The following is a 24,964-nucleotide window of genomic DNA, read 5'->3' on the forward strand; positions in this document are numbered from 1 at the left end:
CTGGCATTCACTTTTGGCAATTTAATGGGCAAATCACCTATAAAAAATCAAGTTATGAATAATGCAGGGTTAACTATTGCAAGATAGGCGAAAAAGCGTAGCAAAATCTTCACTACGCCGATTGCGGATAGAATTAATCGTTAAATCCATTTTGTTTGGCGACTTCTGCAAACCAGTAAGCACTTTTCTTCGCTGTTCGCTTCTGTGTATCGAGATTGACAGAGTAAAAACCGTAACGATTTTTATAGGCGTTCATCCAAGACCAATTGTCGATGAATGTCCATAGATGATAACCTCTAATATTGCAACCTGCTTTGATTGCTTTATGCAACCATTTTAAATGTTCTTTAATAAACTCAATCCGATAATCATCCTCAATGCGATCTCCTTCTATAAAACGATCTTCATCTTGAACGCCCATCCCATTTTCAGAAATGAATGAGCGGATGTTGTCATAGTTATCCCTCAGGTTAATCATAATATCATAGATTCCTTTTTCGTAGATTTCCCAGCCGCGATAAATGTTCATTTTTCGACCAGGCATCTGATAATAACTAAAGAACCATTCGGGCATAATTGGACTATCGGGATTTGGTAAGTCCTCTTTGGCCTTTACTCGCCTCGGCTGATAATAATTAACGCCCAAAAGATCGATTTTATTACTTTCAATTAGTTGATTATCGCCAAATTCTGTTTCTGGCAACAAATCATAGTCAGCTAAAAGCTCAATCAATTCATGTGGATATGTCCCTTTAACAGCGGGATCAAGAAAACTTCGATTAAAAATCAAATCGCAAATGTTAGCTGCTTTCAAGTCTGCAGGGTGTTGACTTCGTGGATAGGAGGGAGTTAAATTTAAAATAATCCCAATCTCTCCATCCTGATTTTTATGATAGATTTGCACTGCCTGTTTATGGGCGATCATCGTATGATAAGCGACTTGAATTGCCTTTTTGAAATCAATGATATTAGGATAGTGAAAATCGTATAAGTATCCACCCTCAACAGGAACGATAGGTTCGTTAAAGGTAAACCATTTTTTAACCCGATCGCCAAAGAGATTAAAAGCAATCTCAGCGTACTTAGTATAGGCGTCAATTACTTTTCGATTTTCCCAACCGCCAATGTTTTGTAATTCAAGTGGCATATCGAAGTGAAATAAGTTAACAAATGGTTCAATTTTATGAGCGAGTAACTGATTAATCACATCATTGTAAAACTGAACAGCTTCTTGATTGACCTCACCAGTACCTCCTGGTATCAGACGTGCCCATGAGATCGATAACCTAAAGCTGTTATGGCCGATGCGCTTCATTCGTTCGATATCTTGTCGATAATGAATAAAAAAGTCAGATGTTTGACTAGGTCCAATCTGGTCGAAAAAACGGTTAGGCTCTTTTTGATACCAGTGATCCCAGATGTCTCTTCCTTTTATTCCGTTATTTGATCCCTCGGACTGTGGAGCGGACGATGCGCTACCCCACCAAAAATTTTCAGGAAACGAGTAGTTTAAAGTCATGATTGATCCTCCCTATAATCTTCGGTATAGATCGATCATTTCAATTGCCAAATCCCGAACAGTCATTGACGTCATTAAATGATCTTGAGCGTGAATTAGGATGATGCTAATCTCTTTATTTGAGCCGTTTGCTTCATCTTGAAGTAACTTTGTTTGAAATTGATGTGCTTTTCTTAAGTCGATATTTGCTTCGTTCAGTTTATTATCGGCAGCTTCAAAATCACCTGATTTTGCCTCTTGGATGGCTTCCATCGCATTTGATTTCCCATTTCCGGCATGTAGGATGATTTGAAATGCTGTTTCAGTTATCGTCGATTCCATAGTTGTCCTCCTAAAATATCTCTTGTTAATTCAAGTGAAAGGTGGGAGGTAAGGAACCAGCCCACCTTCATTTTTATCGCAGTGCAACTGTCAGTAAGACTCCCACTTCAAGCATTCTATGGAAGCTAAGGGGCATAAGTGGGAGATCAACTGACAGTAGCTGCCCGATTGGTTCAACTAACAATCAGTGAAGCCCGCACTGATTGAAGTTTCACTTTATTAGCTTGCTATTTTCTCGCTTCGTTCATTTTCATAATACTGTTTATCCATTATTTTAAGGAATGGGAACCAAATTGTGAAGACAATTGCCATGTTGATCAGCTGCATGACCGATCCCATAATATTATTTCCGGTTGCGAGATAACCGCTGATAAGCGTTGGTGTCGTCCATGTAACAATTACTCCTGATGGTCTTGGTACGAATCCTATCGCCATACAAAAGTAAGTGACGGCTCCAACGACTACAGGAGCTAGAAGCCAAGGTATAATCGCCAAAGGATTCATAATAATCGGCAAACCGAAGATGACTGGTTCGTTAACGTTAAAAATACCTGAGCCGATACTTAGCTTACCAATTTCACGCATTTGTCTACTTTTTGCAATAATGAAAATTGCGAGTAAAACGGCTAAAGTCATTCCAGAACCACCAATACCAACAATAAATGTATCAATAAATTGCTTAGTCACGATATTTGGTAATTCTGTTTCACCTGCTTGAAAGGCTTGGAAGTTTTGATCATTTAAACTAAACCAGATTGGATCTAGGACAGAGTTGATGATAATTTGCCCATGTAAACCGAAAAACCAAAAAATTTGAATTAATAAAATCGCAACAAGAGTAGCTGGGAGACTGCTTCCTAAGTCGGTTAATGGTTCTTGAATAACTGTATAAATAAAATTTTGTACAGTTTCAAATCCTGTAAAACTGAATATAATTCGAATAGCTAAAAATATCGTTAGAGTCAGTGTAATCGGTACTAGTGCACTGAAAGAACGAGATACTGAACTAGGCACACCTGCCGGCATTTTGATTGTTAATTTTTTGCTTACAAAAAATTGATACAGCTCAGCGGCAATAAATGCGGTAAAAATGCCTAAAAATAACCCTTGCGCTCCAAGTGCGGAAGTCGGAATAACGCCAGAAGTTTCGTCTAGTACTTGTGGAGTCAAGACTAAGAAAGCTCCTAGGGCAACAACGGCACCATAAATTGATTCTCCACCTCTTTGTTCGACCATTTTATATCCAATACCTAAAATAACAAACAGCCCCATAATACTTAACGTAGCAGCGGACGCAGGTCCTAAGGCATTTTGAAAAGTAGTATAAGCTTCTTCTCCGATCCACTCATCAATAAAGGGCAGATTTGCAATAACAACAAATATAGAACCGAAGATGATTAACGGTAGAGCAACCATAAAGCCATTCCGTAAGGCAGTCAAATAACGGTTATTATTTAACTTGTCAGCAACAGGCATAAGCACGTTCTCGAGCTTATCCATAAAAGCATTGTTCATGATAGAATCCTCCTTTTTTTATTGAAACATTAGTGTTCATTAAAATTATCCTTGCTCAATTAAATTTAACGCCGCATCTAAAACTGCTTTTCCGTCAATTCTTCCGTAAGAAACAGGATCAATCACATCTAATGGGATCCCGACTTCCTCGGCGACTTTAGAAAACTTTTTCTTCATAAAGCGCATTTGAGGTCCAATTAACAGGACGTCTGCTTGTTTCATATCTTCGGGCGCTTTGTCTTGCGCGACTGCCCAAATCTTCACATCAAGATCACGTGCTTTTGCTTCTGCTTCCATCTTCGATACTAATAGACTTGTTGACATGCCTGAAGAGCAGGCTAATAAAATTCTTTTCATTGAATGACCTCCGTTTTTATTAGTTGTATTCATCTCACTTTTGATTTTATGGAATAAGCGCTTACATTACCACATGTTATATTTCCGTTATAATAACGGAAATACTTAACATACTAATAAAAGAAAAATTATTAATAATAGGAATGCGCTTACTGTTGACAGTTTAACTTAATTTACTTAGAATTAAATTATTAGGTTATCGATTAACTAATAAAAGTTAGGAGGGGTTTCGTGCTTAGAGAAGAAATGGAACGAGAATTAACGGAACGAATCTTACCCTTTTGGATGAAACTTAAGGATGAAAAGCATGGTGGTCTATACGGGAGAGTTGATTTCGACTTAAATGTTGATCAAAATGCTGATAAGGGTGGCATCGTAACAACACGATTTTTATGGACATTTTCAGCTGCTTATCGTGTGACTAAGGATAAGCAATATCTGGAAATGGCCGATCATATGTATCAATTTTTAATTGACAAGCTAATTGATCACGATCATAAAGGAATCTATTGGTTGTTAGATTATCAAGGTCAACCAAAAGATACACGTAAGCATATTTACGCTCAATCATTTGCTGTTTATGCATTGAGTGAATATTATCGTGTGACGAAGAAACAAGAAGTGATTGATTTAGCATTAGAAATATACGAGTTAATGGAAACAGTTGGATTTGATCAAGCTAGCCAAGCTTATAAAGAAGAGTTTAATCGTGAGTGGGAAGAGGTTCCAAATGAGATGTTAAGTGAAAACGGTGTGATTGCTGAAATTACGATGAACACACATATTCATATTTTGGAGGCTTATACGAATTTATATAAAGCTTATCCAACTCCAGAACTTAAGGCGCGATTAGAAGCGTTGTTACAAGTTCATTATGAAAAAGTTTATCAAAATGATACGCATTTTTTAGGTGTATTTTTTGATAAGCAATGGAATAGTATCATTGATTTGAAATCATTTGGTCATGATATTGAAGCAGCTTGGCTCATGGATGATACGATTCGAACCTTAGGGATTGAAAATGAACCGTATCGTCAGATGATCATTGATATTTCCTACAATATCTCTGATTATGCGATCCAACCAGATGGTTCATTAATTAATGAGGAAGAAAATGGGGAACTAGACTATACGCGTGTTTGGTGGGTTCAGGCAGAAGCGATTGTTGGTTTTTATAATGCTTATCAGCGTACGGGAGATCAAGTGTTTTTGGATCGGATTAATGGATTATGGGAATATATTAAACAATCCATTCATGATCCGCGTCCAGGTGGTGAGTGGTATTGGTCAATTGAGCCGGATGGAACACCGACTGAACGAGATTTAGTTGAACCATGGAAAGCATCATATCACAATGCACGGATGGCATTAGAATTAATTGAGAGGATGGATAAAAATGATTCACAATAAATATTATCAACTTTTGGAAGAACAAGAAAAATTAATTACGAGAGCAAATAAAAAAGATGAGCAGTTTTATAATGGGGTTTATGACCGTTATCAATATCCTGTTGTGACTCGTCACCATGTGCCAATTCACTGGCGTTTTGATTTAAATAAAGAAACTAACCCTAATTTCCAAGAGCGACTTGGTGTTAACTCGACGTTTAATGCGGGTGCAATTTATTTTGAAGGCAAATACTATCTAGTTGTTCGTACGGAAGGTTTAGATCGTAAGTCAATTTTCACCCTTGCTGTGAGTGATAACGGCATTGATAATTTTAGATTTATCGGCACACCGTTGACTTGGGAAGATATCGATAAAGAAGAAACGAATACGTACGATATGCGTCTTGTTAAGCATGAGGATGGCAATATTTATGGTATTTATTGTTCTGAAAGTAAAGACCCAGATGTTCCAGCATCAGATACATCTAGTGCAGTTGCTCAAGCGGCTCTAGTAAGAACAAAAGACTTAAAAACATGGGAACGACTACCGAATATTAAAACACCTTCTCCACAACAACGTAATGTTGTTTTACATCCAGAATTTGTTGATGGAAAGTATGCTTTCTATACTCGCCCACAAGATGGTTTTATTTCAACGGGTACTGGTGGAGGGATTGCATTTGGGGTCTGCGATGATATTGAAAATCCAGTAATTGATGAAGAAATTGTCTTGCATGAGAGAAAATATCATACTGTTTATGAAGCAAAAAATGGTCAAGGTCCTGCTCCGATTAAAACGGACAGAGGTTGGATTCATATTGCTCATGGTGTAAGAAATACGGCAGACGGTCTACGTTATGTGCTTTATACAATTGCTACTGACTTGGCTGATCCGAAAAAAGTGATCGCTACACCAGGTGGACATTTTATTGCACCTTATGATGATGAACGAGTAGGAGACGTATCGAACGTGATCTTCTGTAATGGTGCAATTGTGAACGATAACGATGAAGTGTTTATTTATTATGCTTCAAGTGATACACGGACACATGTTGCGACAACGACAATTGATAAATTAGTTGACTATACATTCAATACTCCAGCAGATCCGTATCGATCAATTGAAAATGCAGAACAAAGAAAACAACTGATTGAGAAAAACGAAGCATTACTAGAGCAAACAAAATAACAGTTGAATTGCAGTGTATTAACGAACAAACTTTTGTTTAAAATGGTAATTTACAGATCACGACTTAAATAAACCTGATCTCTCAGAAAATTACGATAAAACCACTGACAAAATACAACTAATTTTGCTATCATCATTGCTAACATAAGCTTCTTTTGGTAGAATTAAGTTAAAAGTTCAGTTAGTTTAGCCGAGCGACTAAGTTAAGTTTATTAATCGTTCGGCTTTTTAATAAAAAGCACGTTTATTATAGATGTGGAGAGATAGGAAGTGGTGTGTCGTGAAGAAAAATGTAACAATGAAAGATATCGCTGATCAAATCGGGGTCAGTAGTGTGACAGTATCGAAAGCTCTAAATGATAAAGATGGCGTTAGTGATAAGTTAAAAGATAAGATTAAGCGCTTAGCAGATGAAATGGGTTATCGCTATAACACAATGGCTAAGTCAATGAAAAATGGCATGTCATATAACATTGGTATTATAATCCCCGAGCGTTTTTCAGGCGGGATTTCTCAATCTGTTTATTTTAGAGCATACCAAAGAATAACAACTGCCCTAGAAGACTATGGTTATTATGGTATTATGAATATTTTGTCAAATGAAGATGAAGAAGCATTGAATTTGCCAAAAATATACCAAGAGAAAAAAGTTGATGGTTTTATCTTTCTCGGACAATTAACGAGTGAGTACATTAAAGTTGTCAAAGAAATTGATATGCCAATTGTTTTTCTCGACTTTTACGATGAACATGACGAAATTGATTCTGTTATTACAGATAATTTTTATGGAGCCTATGATATTACCAATTATTTAATAGCTCAAGGACATCAGGAAATTGGCTATGTTGGAAATCTTTATTCGACAAGTAGTATTCAAGATCGATTTTTAGGCTATTATAAATCATTATTGGAGCACCAGATAAAATTAAATGATGAATTTATTATTAACGATCGTGATGAGAAGGGGAAATTTATTGAGTTTAATTTACCAGAGAAATTACCGACAGCTTTTGTTTGTAATTGTGATCAGGTAGCTCATGAATTAGTTAATAAACTAAATGATATTGGTTACCGTGTTCCAGAAGATTTTTCCGTTGTAGGTTTTGATAATGATATCTATGCGACAATTACCAATCCACAATTGACGACAGTAGATGTAGATGTTGATGAAATGGTAAAACAAGCTGTTCGGTTAATTGTCCGGAAAATTCAAGGGAAAAATAAGCGTTATGGTCGCACGTCGGTAAAGGGAAATATTATTAAACGGAATTCCGTTAAAAAGCTAGGATGAGATGAATGATTCATTCATCCTTTTTAGTTTTCATTTGATTCGAATGAAGGTGATTGTTTGAATAATAAAATAGCAGGGTTAGTTACTAAGTTATACCACTATGTGTTAGTTAGTTTTTATTTTTGGCTTGGTCTATTGAAGGGGGTATTTATTTATTCGCTTATTCCATCATTAGTTGCTTTGTATTTAACACTTGACCATATGAAGCGAAACCCAGAATATACTGAGTCAGAACTGAAAGAGGTCTATCAAGAGAGCTATAAACAATATCAAAGCCAGAAAGTTTCTTCATTCTTAATAAGCTTTTCATTTATTTTATTAGCAACGTCAATTTTCTTTTTGTATAAGGATGAAGCGAGTTGGGTTTGGCTTGGGATTGCGAGTTACTTCACTTTGTTGCTCTATGCGACAGTGAGTTATGCAACATATTATTTAGCGTTTAGGACAATGGCAATTAAGACATCATTTGCGTTAGGTTTTGTCAGTGTAATTAAAAATTTAAGCATAACACTATCAATTGTTGTTTTATTTGTCATAATGGCATGGTTAGCCTTTTATAACATAGTTTTATTTGTTGTTTTAGCCCCGATCCTATATGGGCTCATTGTCGTTTATGTCTTTCCTAAAAAACTGCATAATTAAATAGCGAATGCAAATACTTACCTAGAGCGTGAAACGATGCTCTAGGCTTTTTGTTGTCCTTAATTTATCAATTAGTGGGCGTTTTCTTTGAGTCCAATTTATTTCCAGAATAATTTAGAGAAAGTTTAGATAAAGTAGATAATCGAAGAGGTGATAACTTAATAACAACTAAAGTGACTTTATTATATCTCATTAAATATAAATTATTTAAGTGTTATTAACGCTTGATATAGGTGCGATTAGATAGATTATCTATAAGTAATTAGTCATGTATAATAAAGTTTTTTCAAATAAACTGTTGACTAGTAAACGTTTTCAATATAAAATGGACTTATTAGCTTAGCGATAACCTAATTATAAGCTAAACAAAAATAAAAAAGGATGGGTGTTAAGGAAATGAATAAAAAACTGATTACTTTATTACTCAGTGTTCTGATGGTTTTGTTTTTAGCAGCTTGTGGCTCGGGTGATGATTCTGCAGCTGATACAGATGCTAATAAAGATGATTCAAACGGAACGGAAGAAACGGTTGATGAAACAGATAGTGGTCTTCTTCCTTACGAGCAGTGGAAAGAGTTAGATCCAGAAGAGATAGAGGGAGATCTAGTTGTTATTACACACCGAACAGATATTGTAGATAGCGTTTATCAAGACTACAAAGCAGAATTCGAGGCTCTCTATCCAAATGTAACTGTTGAATTTGAAGCTTTAGCTGATTATGGTGGTGAAATTATGCCGCGAATTAATACTGAAGACTTCGGTGATGTTCAGTACTTGCCAATTCAAGTACCAATTGAAGATATTCCGAACTTCTTTGAGCCATTTGGGCCGATTGAAGAAATGAATGAAAGATATTTAGGTGTAGAGGAGCGTGCGACAGGTGGTACTGTCTACGGTATTCCGATTGCCTTAACTTATACAGGGGTTATTTATAATCAAGCTGTTTTTGAAGAAGCGGGTGTTGAGGAATTACCTACAACACAAGAAGAATTCCTGGCAGCGTTACAGTTAGTTAAAGATAACACAGATGCTATTCCAATGTATACAAACTATGGTGATGCATGGCCATTAGCGCAGTGGGAAGGTGCTGTAACGTCAACGGCGGGTAGCGAAGACTATTACAACGTTGATATTTTAGATGATCCACGTCCGTTTGAGGCAGGAGATCCACACTATGAGCATTACAAATTAATGTATGAAGTAGCTGAGCGAGGTTTAATTGAAGCAGATCCATTAACGACGGATTGGGAGTCATCGAAAGTGATGATGAACAATGGTGAAATTGCAACAATGGTCTTAGGTTCATGGGCTTTAGAGCAAATCCAAGATGCTGGACCAAATGGTGATGATATTGCGATTATGGCATTCCCATCAGATGCAGAACGTACACTGTTCTCAATGGGTGCTGACATGAATATCTCAGTAAGTAAATTTAGTGATAACAAAGATGCTGCTTTTGCGTGGGTTGATTACTTCATCCACAAGTCAGGTTATTCTGTTGAGCAAGCTGGTGGTATCAGTGCTTCAGTAGATGTACCTCTTCCAGATGCATTAGCAGAAGCTGAAGAAGCTGGTGCAGAGTTTGTTATGTTAACACCTTCACCAGAAGACAAACTTGGCTTACTTGATGAAATTGATAAGGAAGCTGAAGTAGGTCTATGGATGGAAGATGAGAAACAAATTCTAATCGAAGCTGCCATTGGAAACCGTGACATGTCATTTGATGATGTTATGAATCGATGGAATGACGCTTGGGAAGAAGCATACAACAAAATTGTTGAATAATTTTTTATAAAAAATACACTTGAGGAGAGCACACTTAACGTGCTTTCCTCAAATTACTTTAGGATTTGCAGAAATACAGGGAGGTGCGGCGCTTGTTTGGGTTATCTCGATTATCTTATGAAGCTCAGAAAAAGATTATCATCGTTTCTTTTCTCATTGTTCCGTTGGGGCTATTAGCATTATTTGCTTACTTACCGGTACTTAATATGATTTGGTATAGTTTTACTGATTGGAATGGCTATAGTGCAAAAGAATTTCTCGGTTTTGAAAATTATAAAACAATTTTTACCGATCCAGAATACTTTAGAGTTTTTAGAGTGAGTTTGTATTACTTTTTTGCAACATTTATTCAATTGGCGATTGCGTTATACTTTGCGACAATATTATCGTTTAAAGTTAAATTTAAAAACTTCTTTAAAGGGGTTCTATTCTTCCCCTATTTATTGAATGGTGTAGCAATTGGTTTTATGTTCTTATTCTTCTTCAGACCAGATGGAACACTTGATACTGTTCTAACTGCAATTGGTTTAGAGGGATTAATTACACAGTGGTTAGGAAATCCGAATGTAATTAATTATTCTTTAGCGGGTGTATCTGTTTGGCGTTACATGGGCTTTAACTTCATTATTTTCTTAGGAGCGATTTCTTCAATCTCTGGTGAAATCTATGAAGCTGCAGAGATGGATGGTGCCAATCGTTGGCAACAATTTAGATACATTATTTTTCCAAGTATCAGAATTATTATTTCGTTAAATTTAATTTTGGCAATAAGTGGTGCGTTAAGTGCCTTTGAGATTCCATATATTATGACTGGAGGCGCGAATGGTAGTTCGACCTTCGTTATCCAAACTGTCAATACAGCCTTTAAGTACGGTAAGATCGGATTGGGATCTGCCATGGCAGTGATTCTGTTGATTATTGTAGTCATCGTATCAAGTATTCAGAAAAAGTTTTTCGGTGAGGGGGAGTAAAAAATGAAATTGAAAAGAACATTAGCTTCAGTTGGTAAGTATAGCTCCCTGTTGTTAGGCGCCTTTGTCGCGATTATTCCTATTGTTGCCGTTTTCTTTGCGTCATTTAAAACAGGTACGGAATATACGACAACAGGACCGTTAACGCCACCGAGTGATTGGACGAATTTTGATAACTATATGAGAGCTTTTGTTGATGGAAATATGTTGACTGGTTTTAAAAATACCGTCATTATCTTAATTATTTCGGTCATTGGTACAACGATTATCGGTTCGATGGTTGCGTTTGTATTGCACCGATTTAAATTTAAAGGAAGTCAATACATTTTAGGTGCTTTTTTACTGGCTACTTTAATTCCTGCGGTAACAACGCAAGTTGCGACATTTCAAATCGTTCATACGTTAGGTTTATTTAACACGATTTGGGCAGCGGTTATCCTTTACTTAGGGACGGACATTATCGCTGTATATATCTTCTTGCAATTTATGGACTCGATTTCTGTATCGTTAGATGAGTCGGCAATGCTTGATGGGGCATCTTATTTTACGATTTATCGTAGAATTATTCTCCCGTTATTGAAACCAGCAGTCGTAACCGTTTTTATTATTAAAGGTGTTAACGTCTATAATGATTTCTATACACCATTTCTTTACATGCCAAAATCAAGTTTGCAGGTTATTTCGACATCCCTATTTAAATTCCAAGGACCATTTGGAGCACAGTGGGAAGTGATTACAGCGGGTGTTATGATCGCGATTATACCAACGTTAATCGCATTTATTTTCTTACAAAAATATATTTATAATGGTTTAACAAGTGGTTCAGTAAAATAAACAAACATTTATTGAGGAAGGGATGTTATTATGTCAAAAGTAAAAATGATTGCAGATAATTTACCGAATATTCCTTGGGAAGATAAGCCTGAGGGTTATCATGCGCCTGTATGGCGTCATAGTCAAAATCCAGTCATTGATCGTAACCCTGCTAAAGATATTTCGCGTATTTTTAACAGTGCAGTGATCCCATACGAAGGAAAATTCATTGGTGTCTTTCGTGCGGAAACAACAAATGGTCGACCGCACTTGCATTTAGGTTACAGTGATGACGCTTTAGATTGGACGATCGAAGAAGAGCGGATTGAATTTGTTAATGAAGCTGGTGAACCATTCCAGCCAAATTATGCTTATGATCCTCGTTTACTAAAAGTTGAAGACACGTACTATATTATTTGGTGTACAGATTTTTATGGTGCTGCAATTGGTTTAGCAGAAACGAAAGATTTTAAAACATTTACTCGTTTAGAGAATCCATTTTTACCGTTTAACCGGAACGGGGTATTATTCCCGCGTAAAATCAATGGAAATTATGTGATGATGTCCCGACCAAGTGATAGCGGGCATACGCCGTTTGGTGATATTTTCTTAAGTGAAAGTCCGGATCTTGTTTACTGGGGCAAACACCGCCATGTCATGACAGGAGAGGGTGCTGAAGGTTGGTGGCAAAACGTTAAAATTGGTGGTGGTCCTGCACCGATTGAAACGAGCGAAGGTTGGTTAGTTTTCTACCATGGTGTAACAGGTACGTGTAACGGTCTTGTTTACAGTATGGGTGTAGCTATTTTAGATATTGATGAGCCTTCGAAGGTGAAATACCGTTCGAAAAACTTTGTCCTAACACCTGAAGAAAGTTATGAAACGACAGGTTTTGTCGATAATGTGATTTTCCCATGTGCGACATTGCATGATGCAGAAACAGGAAAGATTGCGATTTATTATGGTTCTGCTGATACAAGAGTTGGTTTAGCGTACACAACAGTTGATGAAATTGTTGAGTATACAAAAGCGACTCATGAAGCAGTACCAGGAGATAGTGAAATCGGAAAAATGTAAAAGAATAAACGGCTAGGAAAGAATAAAAAACTTTCCTAGCTTTATTAATATAAAGAATCTTTTAGGGGGATTGTGATGGAATTTATTAAGGGTTTTACATTTGGTTGGGACAGCCAAAAAGGCTACTTTAAAACTGAGCGAGCGAAAGAGAGTTTACGCTTAATGCAAGAAAGAACGGCGAGTGAATATGTAATTGTTGCTTTAGCGGCGCTGCAAGACACTGCTCACTCGACTGAAGTTGATTTTCAAGGGTCGCACATGGTTGATGATGATGAGCTGATTGAGATGATTAACTATGCGAAAACATTAGGCTTGAAAGTGATTTTAAAGCCAACAGTTAATTGTCGAAATGGTACGTGGCGCGCACATATTAACTTTTTTGATCTGGATATCCCAGGTGAACCGACGTGGTCTGAGTGGTTTGAAAGTTATATTAATTATCAGAAACATTATGCGAAAATTGCTGAAAAAACGAACTGTGAAATGTTTGTCGTTGGTTGTGAAATGGTACAGGCGGAAAGAAGAGAAAATAATTGGCGTGAACTCATCGCAGAAGTGCGTAAAGATTATCAAGGTCTTGTGACTTATAATACGGATAAGTATCAAGAGGATAATGTGAAGTTTTGGGATGCACTTGATGTCATTTCGTCTAGTGGATATTACCCGATTAATGACTGGGATCGACAATTAGATCGGATTGAAGCGGTCATAAAACAATATGATAAACCATTTTTCTTTGTCGAGGCAGGTTGCCCAAGTCGATCGGGATCTGCTTTACTTCCGAATAAATGGGATTTAGAAGGTGCGATTAATTTACAAGAGCAAGCCGATTATTACCAAGTCATGTTTGAAAAAACAGCTGCGAGATCGTGGGTTGGTGGCTTTGGTTTGTGGGATTGGCAAACGTATTTATACGACGAGAAAGATGCAACTGAAAATGATGATTACGGGGTGTTTGGTAAGCCGGCGGAGCGGGTTATTAAAGCTTATTACCAATCACGTTAATATAGGTGAAAGAAGGGTTTATACATGCAGGAAGTTTTCATTAAAGGAATGACTTATGGTTGGGAAAGTAAACGGGGAGATTATCGTACAGAAGAAGCAGTCGATTCATTAAAAAAATTAAAGGAAACAGGTAGTGAATGGATTGCTTTATCCTTTTTTACTTATCAAGAAACCTATTGTTCGACTGAAATTACATTTGACTATAATCATACAATGACAGATCGCGATATTATTTTTGCGGTTGAACAGGCTAAAGAGTTAGGTCTAAAAGTCTGTTTAAAACCTGTTGTTAATTCACGTGATCAAATTTGGCGTGCTCGGATTGGGTTTCCAGAAGAAGCAGAAGATAAATGGCAAGCGTGGTTTCAGTCCTATCGTCATTTTCTCAACCACTATGCTGAGTTAGCCGAAGAGTTAGCGTGTGAGATGTTTACGATTGGTTGTGAAATGGTTGCAACGGAACATCGTGTATCTGATTGGACTAAAGTAATTGAAGAAGTTCGTCAACATTATAGTGGACCGATTATTTACAACGCAAACCACGGTAAGGAAGAGGGCGTTGAGTGGTTTAATCTTGTCGATTTGATTGGAACAAGTGCTTATTATCCTGTTGCTGATCAACCTGGTGAAAGTGTGGAAGTCATGAAGAAAAACTGGTTGCCAGTTAAAGAGAAGCTTGCTAAACTACATGAGAAGTTCAATAAACCAATCGTCTTTGTTGAAATTGGTTGTCGAAGTGCACAAGGGTGTGCGACGATGCCTTGGGATTTTGAACATGTCGATTTACCGGTTGATCAAGATGAACAAGCGAATTTTTATCAGTCTGTTCTTGAGGTTTTCTGGGATGTGCCTTGGTTTGCTGGGTTCTTTTGGTGGGATTGGTCAACAAAGCTATATCCTCTAGAAGAAGCAGCAACGAATAATTGGTTTGATATTTACGGTAAAAAAGCTGAACAAGTGGTCCGTGAGTTTTATTTAAATGGGAAACGAGGGAGATAGTTTGTCACATCTAGCGAATCCTAGTAGATATCAAGAGATGATCTATCGTCGGTTAGGCCATTCAGGTCTTAAAGTTCCGGTGATTTCTTTAGGTCTATATCGCAACTTTGGTGAATCTAGTCGTTTTGATCAAGCGGCTGAAACGATTTTAACTGCATTTGATCTAGGGATTACCCATTTCGATCTCGCGAATAATTATGGTGAGCCCAATGGAAGTGCGGAAGAATTTTTCGGCCAAGTTTTACGCCATGACTTAGCTGGTTATCGAGATGAACTGTTAATCTCAACTAAATCTGGTTATAACATGTGGCCAGGGCCGTATGGTGAATGGTTATCTCGTAAGCATTTAATTGCTAGTTTAGATCAAAGTTTGTGTCGTCTCGGTTTAGATTATGTTGATATTTATTATGCTCATCGCTATGACCCGAAGACACCGATTGAGGAAACGGCATATGCACTTGATCAGGTTGTTAAGCAAGGGAAGGCACTCTACGTTGGAGTTTCTAATTTCCCTGCTGAAGCAATCAAGGAGATCGACTCATTTTTTGATGCATTAGGCACGCCTTTTGTCGGCAACCAGTTGAACTACTCGATGTTTTTGCGTCAGCCAGAGGTGGATGTATTTCCAGTTCTGGAAAAATTAATCAAAGGTGCGGTTGTCTATCAACCACTTTACCAAGGCTTGCTGACTGAAAAGTACTTAAATGATATTCCTGGCGACTCTAGAATGGCGCAGAATGTTGATTCTTTATCGAGGGATCAATTAACACAGGAGCGGATTAAAAAAGTGCAACAATTAGCTCGCATCGCTAAAGAAAGAGATCAGACAATGGCGCAATTAGCAATTGCTTGGACATTAAGACAAAAAAGTGTTGGATCAAGCTTAATTGGTGTCAGTTCAAAGCAGCAATTAATCGAAAATATCGCCTCGATTCAAAACTTAACTTTTACCAAAGATGAAATGGACCAAATTGAACTGATTTTGTCGAATTAACGAGTAAGAGTGGAGGAACATGTATGCATGTTGATATGCCGATAGTTGAATTATACAAATATGAAGGAAAAAGCCCTTTGCCTGTTGATTTTGATCAATATTGGGACAGAGCACTTCAAGAATTAAAGCAGCAGTCGTTAGATTATCAATTAGTTGAAAGTGATTTTAAGAGTCAGGTTGCAGATTGCTATCATCTTTATTTTACTGGAGTTGGTGGAGCGAAAGTTCATGCCAAGTATGTTCGTCCAAAAGAAAATCTTTCGACGGGTCAAGGTGTTGTCATGTTTCATGGTTATTATGGTGACAGTGGTGATTGGTTAGATAAAATTGCTTATGCTGCTGAAGGAATCACTGTTATGGCTCTGGATTGTCGTGGGCAAGCGGGTTAATCTGTCGATTCAGTAGCTGTTGATGGACCGACAATTAAAGGGCATATCATTCGTGGTTTGCACGATGATAATTCCGACCAACTTTATTATCGACAGGTTTATCTTGATACGGTGCAAGCAAGTTGGATTTTGATGAATATGGAACATATAGATCAAGGACGTGTTGGTGCGTATGGTCAATCTCAAGGCGGGGCATTAGCAGTTGCGTGTGCGAGTCTTGAACCGAGGATTAAGCAGCTTTTTGCGGTTCATCCATTTTTGGCTGATTATAAACGTGCTTGGGAAATGGACGTTAATAACTCTGCTTATGAGGAGCTGTCGTACTATTTCCGAGCAGTTGATCCAACACATCAGACAGCCGATCAAGTCTTTAATCGGCTCGGTTATATTGATATTCAAAATTTATCGCCAAGGATCAAGGCTGAAGTTCAATGGGTGACGGGGTTAAGAGATCAGATTTGTCCGCCGTCAACACAATTTGCTGCTTATAATAAAATAACTGCAAATAAGGAAATGACCCTTTATCCTGAGCATGGTCATGAATTTTTGCCGAGACATGGTGATCAAGCGCTTCAGTGGTTTAAACAATTGTAAGAAAAGACCTCCTAGTTGCCCGATTGGCAATTAAAGGAGGTCTTTTCTGATCTATATTATTATGAAAGGGGTAACAGATTCATTTTGTAATATCAACACCTGATTTAATTTAATAAAGATACATAACAGTATTTCCTTTTAAATTAGGTTATCGATAAGTTACTATAAATAAATCATAACACATTTATTTTGAAAACGCTACATATTCGATCAAATCATCACTATCAATAGTTTATCCTAATTTATCAAAATGGATAGACTTTTTAAAGCAGACCCTTTATAGTAGATGTTGATGATAGTTTAATTAATTAATTAAGTTAATAATCTGCCGTCGAATTAAGTTAAACTCAGTCTTATTTGAATAATTGAGCTTGATTTTGTTGAGGATACTCTAAAACCTGAACGAGCTTATTATTAGTTACTTATAGAAAGGGGTTAGAGCATGGAAAAAGGTGTCTCGCTAGATTTCGAAGAACGCTTTCAAGCAAGTGATACGATTAAAGGGCGTTCATTTAAAGTTTTAAATATATTGTATTCGGGTCATTATTTGAAATTATTTATCTCATTTATATTTTTCGTTCTTAAACATTCACCTGTCTGGATATTACCAATTGTGACAGCCAATTTAATTAACTTTGTAACGGAACCGAATCAATATGATTCCCGTTATGTTTGGATTAATGTCATTGTTTTAGTCATTGTCATCTTGCAAAACTTACCTTCACAAATGTTGCATATTAGTTTTATGTCAAAGGCAATTCGCCATGTTGAAGCGGGGCTAAGAAGTACGTTGATTAGGAAATTACAACATTTATCGATTTCTTACCATAATGAACTGCAATCAGGGCGTCTGCAGGCAAAAGTTCTTCGAGATGTCGAGATGATTGAAATGATGTCGAAACAAATTATGTTAGGTGTGTTGCCAGCTGTAATGAATATTATTGTTGCAATCGCAGTTACAGGGGCGAGAAGTTTGACGGTTGTTTCTTTCTATTTAATCGCAATTCCGATTTCAGTCATTTTGGTCTATTTATTCCGAGGTAAATTAAGTGGCAAGAACCGTGAATTTAGACAAGAAATAGAGGAAATGTCTGGTCAGGTTGCCGAAACAGTAGAGATGATTCCGATGACACGAGCGCACGGCTTGGAGCATGTTGAAATTAATAAAATTGATACACTTGTACAAAGAGTAAGAGGTAAGGGCTATAGATTAGATATTCTTGAAGCTTTCTTTGGAGCGACAAACTGGGTCAGTTTTCAAATGTTTCAGGTTATTTGTTTGTTGTTCACAGTGTATCTTGCTTTTAAAGGATTAATTCCTGTTGGGGATGTTATTTTGTATCAAAGTTATTTTACATCGATCTTGATGTCAATTTCTTCCGTAATCAATATATATCCTCAATTAGCAAGAGGATTTGAATCGATTCATTCTGTTTCTGAAATTTTATTTGCCCAAGATGTTCAAGAATATCAAGGAAAACACAAAATTAATAAAATTGATGGGCGACTCACTTTTGACGCGATCGATTTTCACTATCGAGATACTGATCAACATGTATTGACTAATTTTAACTTAGATGTAAAACCAGGTGAGTCAATAGCGTTTGTAGGTGAATCAGGTGCTGGAAAATCAACAATCCTTAATTTAGTTACTGGTTTTTATCGACCAACTAAAGGGCAAATTTTGATTGACGGTATCCCGATGGATGAATTAAATATGCGGAAATATCGCCATCGACTCGCGGTGGTACCGCAACATACCATTCTGTTTTCCGGAACAATCCGAGAAAATATCACTTACGGCCTCGCAGAAGTCACTGATGAACAAATTGCAGAAGCAGTTAAGCTGGCGAATTTAACAGATGTGATTGTAAGTTTACCTGATGGTATAGAGACTAAGGTTGGTGAACATGGAGATCGACTGTCAGGTGGTCAGAGACAGCGTATTGCGATAGCCCGAGCGTTTATCCGGAATCCTGATTTAATTATTTTAGATGAGGCAACATCTGCACTAGATAATCAATCAGAACGAATGATTCAACAGTCAATGAAAGATTTAATTAAAGGTAAAACAACGTTTATCGTTGCCCACCGATTGTCAACAATTCGGGATGTTGATCGGATCGTTGTGATGAGAAAAGGGCGCTGTGTCGAAATGGGTAATTATCAAGAATTAATTCATTTAAAAGGGGAATTTTATCAGATGCAACAAGCGTCTAATGAAATTAATAAATGATCTAAAACTAACATGAGGTGACATAAATGGAGCAAATAAAGCAGGTTATTCAAGGATGGAAATTTAGGCAATTTGATGAAGGAGATTGGTTGGATGCAACTGTCCCTGGCACGGTTCATACTGATCTAAGGGCTCAAGGTTTAATAGAAGATCCCTTTTATGGAACGAATGAACGTGATCTTCAGTGGGTTGATAAAAAAGATTGGGAATACCAAGCAGTTATTTCAGTCGATCACAAATTACTTGAGCAAGATCGAATTGAACTTGTTTTTCACGGATTAGACACTTATGCGGATGTCTATTTAAATGAACAAAAAATCTTAACAACTGACAATATGTTTCGCACTTACCGTAAAGATATTAAGGAGTATTTAACTGAAGGAAATCATGGACTGAGAATTCATTTCAAATCACCGATTAATACAGATTTACCAAAGTTAGCAGCGCTAGGTTATGGTTTGCCGGCTGCTAATGACGATTCCGAAATGGGTGGCCTAGGCGATCAGAAGATTAGTGTATTTGCAAGAAAGGCACCTTACCACTACGGGTGGGATTGGGGACCGCGATTTGTTACAAGTGGAATTTGGAAAGACATTGAGCTTGTTGCTTGGTCTAAAATTAACATTGATGATTTTTATCTAAACCAACACAATGTTTCGCAAGAAAAAGCTGAGCTTGTAGCGGAACTTGAAGTAGAGAGTGTTTCGAATTGGTCAGGTAAGCTAGAAGTATCAACAGAAGCTATAGTTTGGGAAAAAAATGTTGAGCTTGTTCCAGGGAAAAATAAAGTTAAATTAGATCTGAGCATTGATCAGCCTAAATTGTGGTGGAGTAGAGGTTTAGGTGATCCGAATCAATATACTTTTGTTGCTAAGCTTATCAATGACGCTCAACCGATCGCTGAAGAAACTGTCACAACAGGATTGAGGTCAGTTCGTTTAGTTCGGGATCAAGACCAAGCAGGTCATTCGTTTTATTTTGAACTAAACGGTGTACCAGTCTTTGCAAAGGGTGCTAACCATATTCCAAACGATAGCTTTATCACTGAAGTGACTGAAGAGCGTTATCGCTATGAAATCGAAAGTGCAGTCGCAGCGAATATGAATATGCTTCGGATTTGGGGTGGTGGTGTTTATGAGTCAGACACGTTTTACCGCCTATGTGATGAACACGGTATCCTCGTTTGGCAAGATTTTATGTTTGCCTGTAGCATGTACCCTGGTGATCAAGTTTTCTTAGACAACGTTAAGCAGGAAGCAATTGATAATGTGAAGCGACTTCGCCATCATCCGTCGATTGTGTTATGGTGTGGGAACAATGAAATCGATATGGCGTGGGCACACTTTAATGAACATGCAGGCTGGGGTTGGAAAAATGACTATGATCAGGCTACACGGGAAAAAATCTGGTCTGATTATAAAAAGATTTTCCATGATATTTTAGCAGATGTTACAGAACAATATGCGCCGAACGAGCCGTATTGGCCATCATCACCAATGGCTAGTTTAACGGATGATATTAATCAGCACGCATCGAAAGTAACTGGTAGCGGTGATGTTCATTATTGGGAAGTGTGGCATGGCAAAAAGCCTTTTGAAGATTATAAGACGAATGTTGGTCGGTTTATGAGTGAATACGGTTTTCAATCGTTTCCGGAGCTTAGAACGGTAAATACGTTTGCTAAAAAGTCTGATTATGCGATTGAATCAGAAGTGATGCTTCATCATCAGAAAAATGGAGCCGGAAATCAATTAATCCGAACATATATGGAAAACTACTTACCAGAACCTAAGGATTTTCCAGCTTTCCTCTATATGAGTCAAGTACTGCAAGCAGAAGGTATCAGGCAGGCGATTGAATCACACCGTCAACAAATGCCTTATTGCATGGGAACGCTATACTGGCAAATTAATGATTGCTGGCCAGTAGCATCATGGTCAAGTATTGATTATTACGGTCGTTGGAAGGCGCTTCATTATTTTGCAAAAGCATCATTTAAAGATGAAGCATTAATCTTTGACCAAGCAGAAGAACAATTGAATGTTTTTGTCGTCAGCGATAAGCTCGAAGCAAAACAAGCGCAGTTAAAATTGACCGTTCAATCACTGTCAGGTGAAGAATTAAGTGAAGAGGTAATTGAGATTGAGGTCAAGCCAAATCAAAGCACACAGGTAGCCTCGTTCAAGCTTAGTGATCTAATCAAAGATTACCAACGAGAAGAGATTATTCTGACAGGTCAATTGTTGATTGGTGAAGAGCTTGTTGATCAACAGAAACATTACTTTGTTCACACAAAAGACCTAAAACTTGAGCGTACTCAGATTGAAATTAAACAATTAAAAGAAGTGGGACAATTTGAAATTTCGACAAATCAATTTGCAAAAAGCATTTGGTTAGATACTGAAGAAGCTGGCTACTTCTGCGACAACTACTTCGACCTTCTACCAGGCGAAACAAAAGTCGTCCAATTCATCCCAAGGAATAAAGAAATCAATGATTCAATGACGATTGATGCAAAATCAATGGCTGATATGATCTAAGTAAAAATCATTATAAAATGACCCGATAGATTAACAAGTTCGGGTCATTTTTATTAACTCAACTTTCGCAAATCAAAATCTGCTAGTAAACCTTGATGTGGGGTAGTTAGATGCCACAAATGTTTTCCCAGAATTGAATTAATCATGGAATTATAAAATTTACTCAATTGTTTCAATTTTTAAAAAATTCACTTGTAATCTACTACCTTAGTTGGTAAACTTGATGATTATAAGACTCGCCAATCAATGAGTCTGCAAGAATAAAAAAGCGGATAGGTGTGAAAAAGAGATGAAACAAGTTTATAATTTTTCAGCAGGACCAGCTATGTTACCGAAAAGTGTTTTAGAAAAAGCCCAAGCAGAATTACTCGATTTCAACGGCTCAGGTATGTCTGTCATGGAATTAAGCCACCGCTCGAAGTGGTTTATTGATGTAATAGAAGCAGCCGAAGCAAACTTAAGAAACTTAATGGCAATTCCTGATCATTATCACGTCTTATTTTTACAAGGCGGTGCATCACAGCAATTTGCAATGGCACCAATGAACTTAATGGTCAAAAATAAAAAAGCAGATTACGTGATGACAGGCTCATGGTCGAAAAAAGCCTACAAAGAAGCACAAAACTTTGGTGAAGTCCGAATTGTTGGTGAAGATACAAATAACCAGATCCCAACATTAACAAAAGACATGTTTGACCCAAATGCAGATTATGTTCACATCACAACAAATAACACAATTGAAGGTACTGCATTTTCGGAACTACCAGACACCGGTGATGTACCGATCGTTGCAGATATGTCATCAAACATTTTATCAACACCAATTGATGTCACTAAGTTTGGTCTGATCTATGCTGGCGCACAAAAAAATATTGGCCCTGCAGGATTGACGATTGTCATTATTCGTGATGATTTAGTTGGGCAAGCACCAGACTCTGTGCCAACGATGTTAAATTATCAGACACATGTAAAAAATAAATCAAGCTTTAATACGCCACCAACATACTCAATCTATATTGCTAAGCTTGTCTTTGATTGGTTGCTAGAACTTGGTGGGTTAGAAGAAATGGAAAAACTTAACCGAACTAAGGCAGACTTATTATACCAAGCACTCGATCAATCGCAAATATTCACTGCTCCGATCAAAGCTGAATATCGCTCATTAATGAATGTGCCTTTTGTTTCAGTTAATGGTGATCAAGAGCTTGAGGCTAAGTTTATTGCGGAAGCGAAGCAAGAAGGACTTGAAACGTTGAAAGGTCACCGTTCAGTAGGTGGAATGCGTGCAAGTATTTACAATGCGATGCCGTTAGCAGGCGTTGAAAAGCTCGTTGACTTTATTAAAAAATTTGAAGAAAATAATCGTTAAATTATAATGAAGAGAGTAGGAATACATCATTCCAACTCTCTTTTCATGTCGGTTAAGTTTTAGTCAGTTCAGGATTGGGAAGAGTACATCGTAAGCTTATTTAATAAACTAAAGTTCAATCGAGGAGGATACAATGGAATTAACTGTTTATTTAGCGGGGCAAATCCACGACAATTGGCGTGAAGAATTAAAGGTAGAAGCACAAAAAAGGAATTTACCACTTACTTTTGTTGGACCCCAGACAGATCACGATCGCTCTGATCAAATCGGTGAAGCAATTTTAGGAGAGCAGCCTGGTCATTATTATCGCGATGATGCTGCTTCAGCAGTGAATAACTTTAGAACGGAAGTTTTAATGCGCAAGGCGGATGTCGTGATTGGTTTATTCGGTGAGAAGTATAAACAGTGGAATACAGCAATGGATGTTTCTACAGCAATCACGCTAAACAAGCCAACAATTATCATTCGGCCGGACTCACTGATTCATCCGTTAAAAGAATTATCTAATAAGGTGAATGTGACGGTTGAAACAATTGAGCAAGCGCTAGATGTTCTTGCCTATATTTATGAGTAAAGTTAAAAGCTATGCTGATGCATGGCTTTTTCTTATTATAAAAAAATAATGCCGAGAATGATTGCTACGATTAAAAGGCAACTGCGGAGATCAATAATCGGGATATTTTTCATGTCGATCAGTCCTTTTCGTCATTTAATTATATTATAACATATAATTCAGATAAAATTAATAGGAATTAAATAAAAATTAAAGTGATCATAATCAATCGATAAATACCCTCGATGATTAGTTACTCAGAGCAGTTAATTTTAATGAAAAGAAAAGCAACAACAATTGATCAGTTTGACTTTAGTTAGATTAAGTCAATTCTAACCAATGAGTTAATCAACTATAATCAGTTAAAAACTCTCGCGCTTTAGATTGAAAAAATTAAAAATCACGTTACAATTATAATAAGGAGTTAGCTAAGTTAACTTCACCAATACTTTGTTACTTTAATTTAAAATAGGAGGCACAATCAATTGAAAAGGGTAATTCTTAGTGCAGATAGTACATGTGATCTGACCGATGATTTAATTAAACGCTATAACGTAAATATCCAGCCCCTACATATTAATTTAGATGAGCAATATTATCGAGATGGTGTTGATATTTCACCGGATGATATTTATGCAACATACCAAGCAAAAGGAATTCTACCTAAAACGTCCGCACCAAATCCAATTGAATATATTGACCACTTTAAACAGTGGACAGATCAAGGTTTTGCTGTGGTTCATATTAGTCTCGGTTCAGGCATATCTTCCTCACATCAAAATAGTTTACTTGCGGCGGAAGAATTACCAGATGTCTACGTAATCGATTCTGGAAATCTTTCCACAGGGATGGGCTTGCTTGTCATTGAGGCGGCCGAGCGAATTGAACGAGGTATGGAAGCAGCGCAAATCTATCAAGAAATTAATCAGCTGAGGGATAAAGTTCGGGCTAGTTTTGTGATCGATAAACTCACCTATCTCTACGAAGGTGGCAGGTGCTCGGCGCTTGCGAATATTAGTGCAAATCTATTAAATATAAAGCCAAGCATTAAAGTTGATAATGAGAGTGGTAAGATGACGGTAGGGAAAAAGTATCGCGGAAGCTTACCCAGAGTATTAAAACATTATACTGACGATCAACTACAGGACGAGGCGACAATTAATAAGAAACGTATTTTTATTACGCATTCTGGTACAGATCAAAAAAACATTAATACTGTTAAAGAATTGATTGAACAAAATTATCGTTTTGAAGAAATTCTAATTACTCGAGCGGGCTGTACAATTTCCTCACACTGTGGGCCAAATACTCTCGGTGTATTATTTATGGAAAACTAAGAAATTTAATAATCTCAGTTACTCAAACCCTCTTAACGATTTAAGGGGGTTTTAATGAGCTTGAAAAAACTGATATTGT

20 protein-coding genes and 1 pseudogene are annotated in these 24,964 nt (G+C 37.1%); 17 read left to right on the top strand and 4 right to left on the bottom strand.

What is annotated here, in order from left to right; genetic code table 11:
- Nucleotides 1-133 precede the first annotated feature (133 nt).
- From ABD814_RS00240 to ABD814_RS00255, 4 genes are all read right to left on the bottom strand, one after another.
- Entirely contained in the window at nucleotides 134-1,519 is a 1,386-nt protein-coding gene (locus ABD814_RS00240) for a glycoside hydrolase family 1 protein (protein WP_344909252.1), read from the bottom strand.
- A 12-nt stretch (nucleotides 1,520-1,531) separates the two neighbouring features.
- Nucleotides 1,532-1,840 carry a PTS lactose/cellobiose transporter subunit IIA gene (locus ABD814_RS00245; RefSeq protein WP_344909254.1) on the bottom strand — a complete coding sequence of 103 codons (309 nt, stop codon included), beginning with the start codon at nucleotides 1,838-1,840 and terminating at the stop codon, nucleotides 1,532-1,534.
- Nucleotides 1,841-2,059: 219 nt separating this feature from the next.
- Nucleotides 2,060-3,355: a PTS cellobiose transporter subunit IIC gene (gene celB / locus ABD814_RS00250; protein WP_344909256.1), complete on the bottom strand. Its 1,296-nt coding sequence runs from the start codon at nucleotides 3,353-3,355 to the stop codon at nucleotides 2,060-2,062.
- Between the two features lie 45 nt (nucleotides 3,356-3,400).
- Nucleotides 3,401-3,712 carry a PTS sugar transporter subunit IIB gene (locus ABD814_RS00255; protein WP_344909258.1) on the bottom strand — a complete coding sequence of 104 codons (312 nt, stop codon included), beginning with the start codon at nucleotides 3,710-3,712 and terminating at the stop codon, nucleotides 3,401-3,403.
- Between the two features lie 231 nt (nucleotides 3,713-3,943).
- Here ABD814_RS00255 and ABD814_RS00260 point away from each other — a divergent pair, with 231 nt between their 5' ends.
- From ABD814_RS00260 to ABD814_RS00340, 17 genes and pseudogenes are all read left to right on the top strand, one after another.
- A complete protein-coding gene (locus tag ABD814_RS00260) occupies nucleotides 3,944-5,122 on the top strand; it encodes an AGE family epimerase/isomerase (protein ID WP_344909260.1) in 1,179 nt (392 codons plus the stop codon).
- Complete coding sequence (locus ABD814_RS00265) at nucleotides 5,109-6,290, top strand: glycoside hydrolase family 130 protein (protein ID WP_344909262.1); 1,182 nt, start codon at nucleotides 5,109-5,111, stop codon at nucleotides 6,288-6,290. The genes ABD814_RS00260 and ABD814_RS00265 overlap by 14 nt, the downstream gene beginning before the upstream one ends.
- A gap of 280 nt (nucleotides 6,291-6,570) precedes the next feature.
- A complete protein-coding gene (locus tag ABD814_RS00270) occupies nucleotides 6,571-7,581 on the top strand; it encodes a substrate-binding domain-containing protein (protein WP_425549031.1) in 1,011 nt (336 codons plus the stop codon).
- A 57-nt stretch (nucleotides 7,582-7,638) separates the two neighbouring features.
- Nucleotides 7,639-8,223 carry a YesL family protein gene (locus ABD814_RS00275; protein WP_344909263.1) on the top strand — a complete coding sequence of 195 codons (585 nt, stop codon included), beginning with the start codon at nucleotides 7,639-7,641 and terminating at the stop codon, nucleotides 8,221-8,223.
- A 396-nt stretch (nucleotides 8,224-8,619) separates the two neighbouring features.
- Nucleotides 8,620-10,008 carry an ABC transporter substrate-binding protein gene (locus tag ABD814_RS00280; RefSeq protein ID WP_344909265.1) on the top strand — a complete coding sequence of 463 codons (1,389 nt, stop codon included), beginning with the start codon at nucleotides 8,620-8,622 and terminating at the stop codon, nucleotides 10,006-10,008.
- 92 nt (nucleotides 10,009-10,100) lie between these two features.
- On the top strand, nucleotides 10,101-10,979 hold the full coding sequence (locus ABD814_RS00285; protein WP_344909267.1) for a carbohydrate ABC transporter permease: 879 nt from the start codon (nucleotides 10,101-10,103) through the stop codon (nucleotides 10,977-10,979).
- A gap of 3 nt (nucleotides 10,980-10,982) precedes the next feature.
- Nucleotides 10,983-11,813, top strand: a complete 831-nt coding sequence (locus ABD814_RS00290; RefSeq protein WP_344909269.1) for a carbohydrate ABC transporter permease — start codon at nucleotides 10,983-10,985, stop codon at nucleotides 11,811-11,813.
- A 30-nt stretch (nucleotides 11,814-11,843) separates the two neighbouring features.
- Nucleotides 11,844-12,869 carry a glycoside hydrolase family 130 protein gene (locus tag ABD814_RS00295; RefSeq protein ID WP_344909271.1) on the top strand — a complete coding sequence of 342 codons (1,026 nt, stop codon included), beginning with the start codon at nucleotides 11,844-11,846 and terminating at the stop codon, nucleotides 12,867-12,869.
- Between the two features lie 75 nt (nucleotides 12,870-12,944).
- Nucleotides 12,945-13,874 carry a glycoside hydrolase family 113 gene (locus tag ABD814_RS00300; protein WP_344909273.1) on the top strand — a complete coding sequence of 310 codons (930 nt, stop codon included), beginning with the start codon at nucleotides 12,945-12,947 and terminating at the stop codon, nucleotides 13,872-13,874.
- A 24-nt stretch (nucleotides 13,875-13,898) separates the two neighbouring features.
- Complete coding sequence (locus ABD814_RS00305) at nucleotides 13,899-14,873, top strand: glycoside hydrolase family 113 (protein WP_344909275.1); 975 nt, start codon at nucleotides 13,899-13,901, stop codon at nucleotides 14,871-14,873.
- Entirely contained in the window at nucleotides 14,854-15,867 is a 1,014-nt protein-coding gene (locus ABD814_RS00310; RefSeq protein WP_344909276.1) for an aldo/keto reductase, read from the top strand. The genes ABD814_RS00305 and ABD814_RS00310 overlap by 20 nt, the downstream gene beginning before the upstream one ends.
- A 23-nt stretch (nucleotides 15,868-15,890) precedes the next feature.
- Nucleotides 15,891-16,850 (top strand): annotated as a pseudogene (locus ABD814_RS00315) (acetylxylan esterase).
- Nucleotides 16,851-17,292: 442 nt separating this feature from the next.
- Nucleotides 17,293-19,086 carry an ABC transporter ATP-binding protein gene (locus ABD814_RS00320; protein ID WP_344909278.1) on the top strand — a complete coding sequence of 598 codons (1,794 nt, stop codon included), beginning with the start codon at nucleotides 17,293-17,295 and terminating at the stop codon, nucleotides 19,084-19,086.
- A gap of 26 nt (nucleotides 19,087-19,112) precedes the next feature.
- Nucleotides 19,113-21,626, top strand: a complete 2,514-nt coding sequence (locus tag ABD814_RS00325) for a beta-mannosidase (RefSeq protein WP_344909280.1) — start codon at nucleotides 19,113-19,115, stop codon at nucleotides 21,624-21,626.
- 289 nt (nucleotides 21,627-21,915) lie between these two features.
- Entirely contained in the window at nucleotides 21,916-22,995 is a 1,080-nt protein-coding gene (serC, locus tag ABD814_RS00330) for a 3-phosphoserine/phosphohydroxythreonine transaminase (RefSeq protein ID WP_344909283.1), read from the top strand.
- Nucleotides 22,996-23,128: 133 nt separating this feature from the next.
- Nucleotides 23,129-23,569 carry a YtoQ family protein gene (locus ABD814_RS00335; RefSeq protein WP_344909285.1) on the top strand — a complete coding sequence of 147 codons (441 nt, stop codon included), beginning with the start codon at nucleotides 23,129-23,131 and terminating at the stop codon, nucleotides 23,567-23,569.
- A 464-nt stretch (nucleotides 23,570-24,033) separates the two neighbouring features.
- On the top strand, nucleotides 24,034-24,885 hold the full coding sequence (locus tag ABD814_RS00340; RefSeq protein ID WP_344909287.1) for a DegV family protein: 852 nt from the start codon (nucleotides 24,034-24,036) through the stop codon (nucleotides 24,883-24,885).
- Nucleotides 24,886-24,964 lie beyond the last annotated feature (79 nt).

This window comes from Amphibacillus indicireducens, from assembly GCF_039539605.1.
Taxonomy (GTDB): Bacteria; Bacillota; Bacilli; order Bacillales; family Amphibacillaceae; genus Amphibacillus; species Amphibacillus indicireducens.

Coding starts and splice junctions, on each gene's coding strand:
- ABD814_RS00320 (WP_344909278.1), top strand. CDS start 17,293: ATGGAAAAAGGTGTCTCGCTAGATTTCGAAGAACGCTTTCAAGCAAGT.
- celB (WP_344909256.1), bottom strand. CDS start 3,355: ATGAACAATGCTTTTATGGATAAGCTCGAGAACGTGCTTATGCCTGTT.
- ABD814_RS00325 (WP_344909280.1), top strand. CDS start 19,113: ATGGAGCAAATAAAGCAGGTTATTCAAGGATGGAAATTTAGGCAATTT.
- ABD814_RS00290 (WP_344909269.1), top strand. CDS start 10,983: ATGAAATTGAAAAGAACATTAGCTTCAGTTGGTAAGTATAGCTCCCTG.
- serC (WP_344909283.1), top strand. CDS start 21,916: ATGAAACAAGTTTATAATTTTTCAGCAGGACCAGCTATGTTACCGAAA.
- ABD814_RS00300 (WP_344909273.1), top strand. CDS start 12,945: ATGGAATTTATTAAGGGTTTTACATTTGGTTGGGACAGCCAAAAAGGC.
- ABD814_RS00295 (WP_344909271.1), top strand. CDS start 11,844: ATGTCAAAAGTAAAAATGATTGCAGATAATTTACCGAATATTCCTTGG.
- ABD814_RS00310 (WP_344909276.1), top strand. CDS start 14,854: ATGGGAAACGAGGGAGATAGTTTGTCACATCTAGCGAATCCTAGTAGA.
- ABD814_RS00245 (WP_344909254.1), bottom strand. CDS start 1,840: ATGGAATCGACGATAACTGAAACAGCATTTCAAATCATCCTACATGCC.
- ABD814_RS00265 (WP_344909262.1), top strand. CDS start 5,109: ATGATTCACAATAAATATTATCAACTTTTGGAAGAACAAGAAAAATTA.
- ABD814_RS00305 (WP_344909275.1), top strand. CDS start 13,899: ATGCAGGAAGTTTTCATTAAAGGAATGACTTATGGTTGGGAAAGTAAA.
- ABD814_RS00280 (WP_344909265.1), top strand. CDS start 8,620: ATGAATAAAAAACTGATTACTTTATTACTCAGTGTTCTGATGGTTTTG.
- ABD814_RS00240 (WP_344909252.1), bottom strand. CDS start 1,519: ATGACTTTAAACTACTCGTTTCCTGAAAATTTTTGGTGGGGTAGCGCA.
- ABD814_RS00335 (WP_344909285.1), top strand. CDS start 23,129: ATGGAATTAACTGTTTATTTAGCGGGGCAAATCCACGACAATTGGCGT.
- ABD814_RS00255 (WP_344909258.1), bottom strand. CDS start 3,712: ATGAAAAGAATTTTATTAGCCTGCTCTTCAGGCATGTCAACAAGTCTA.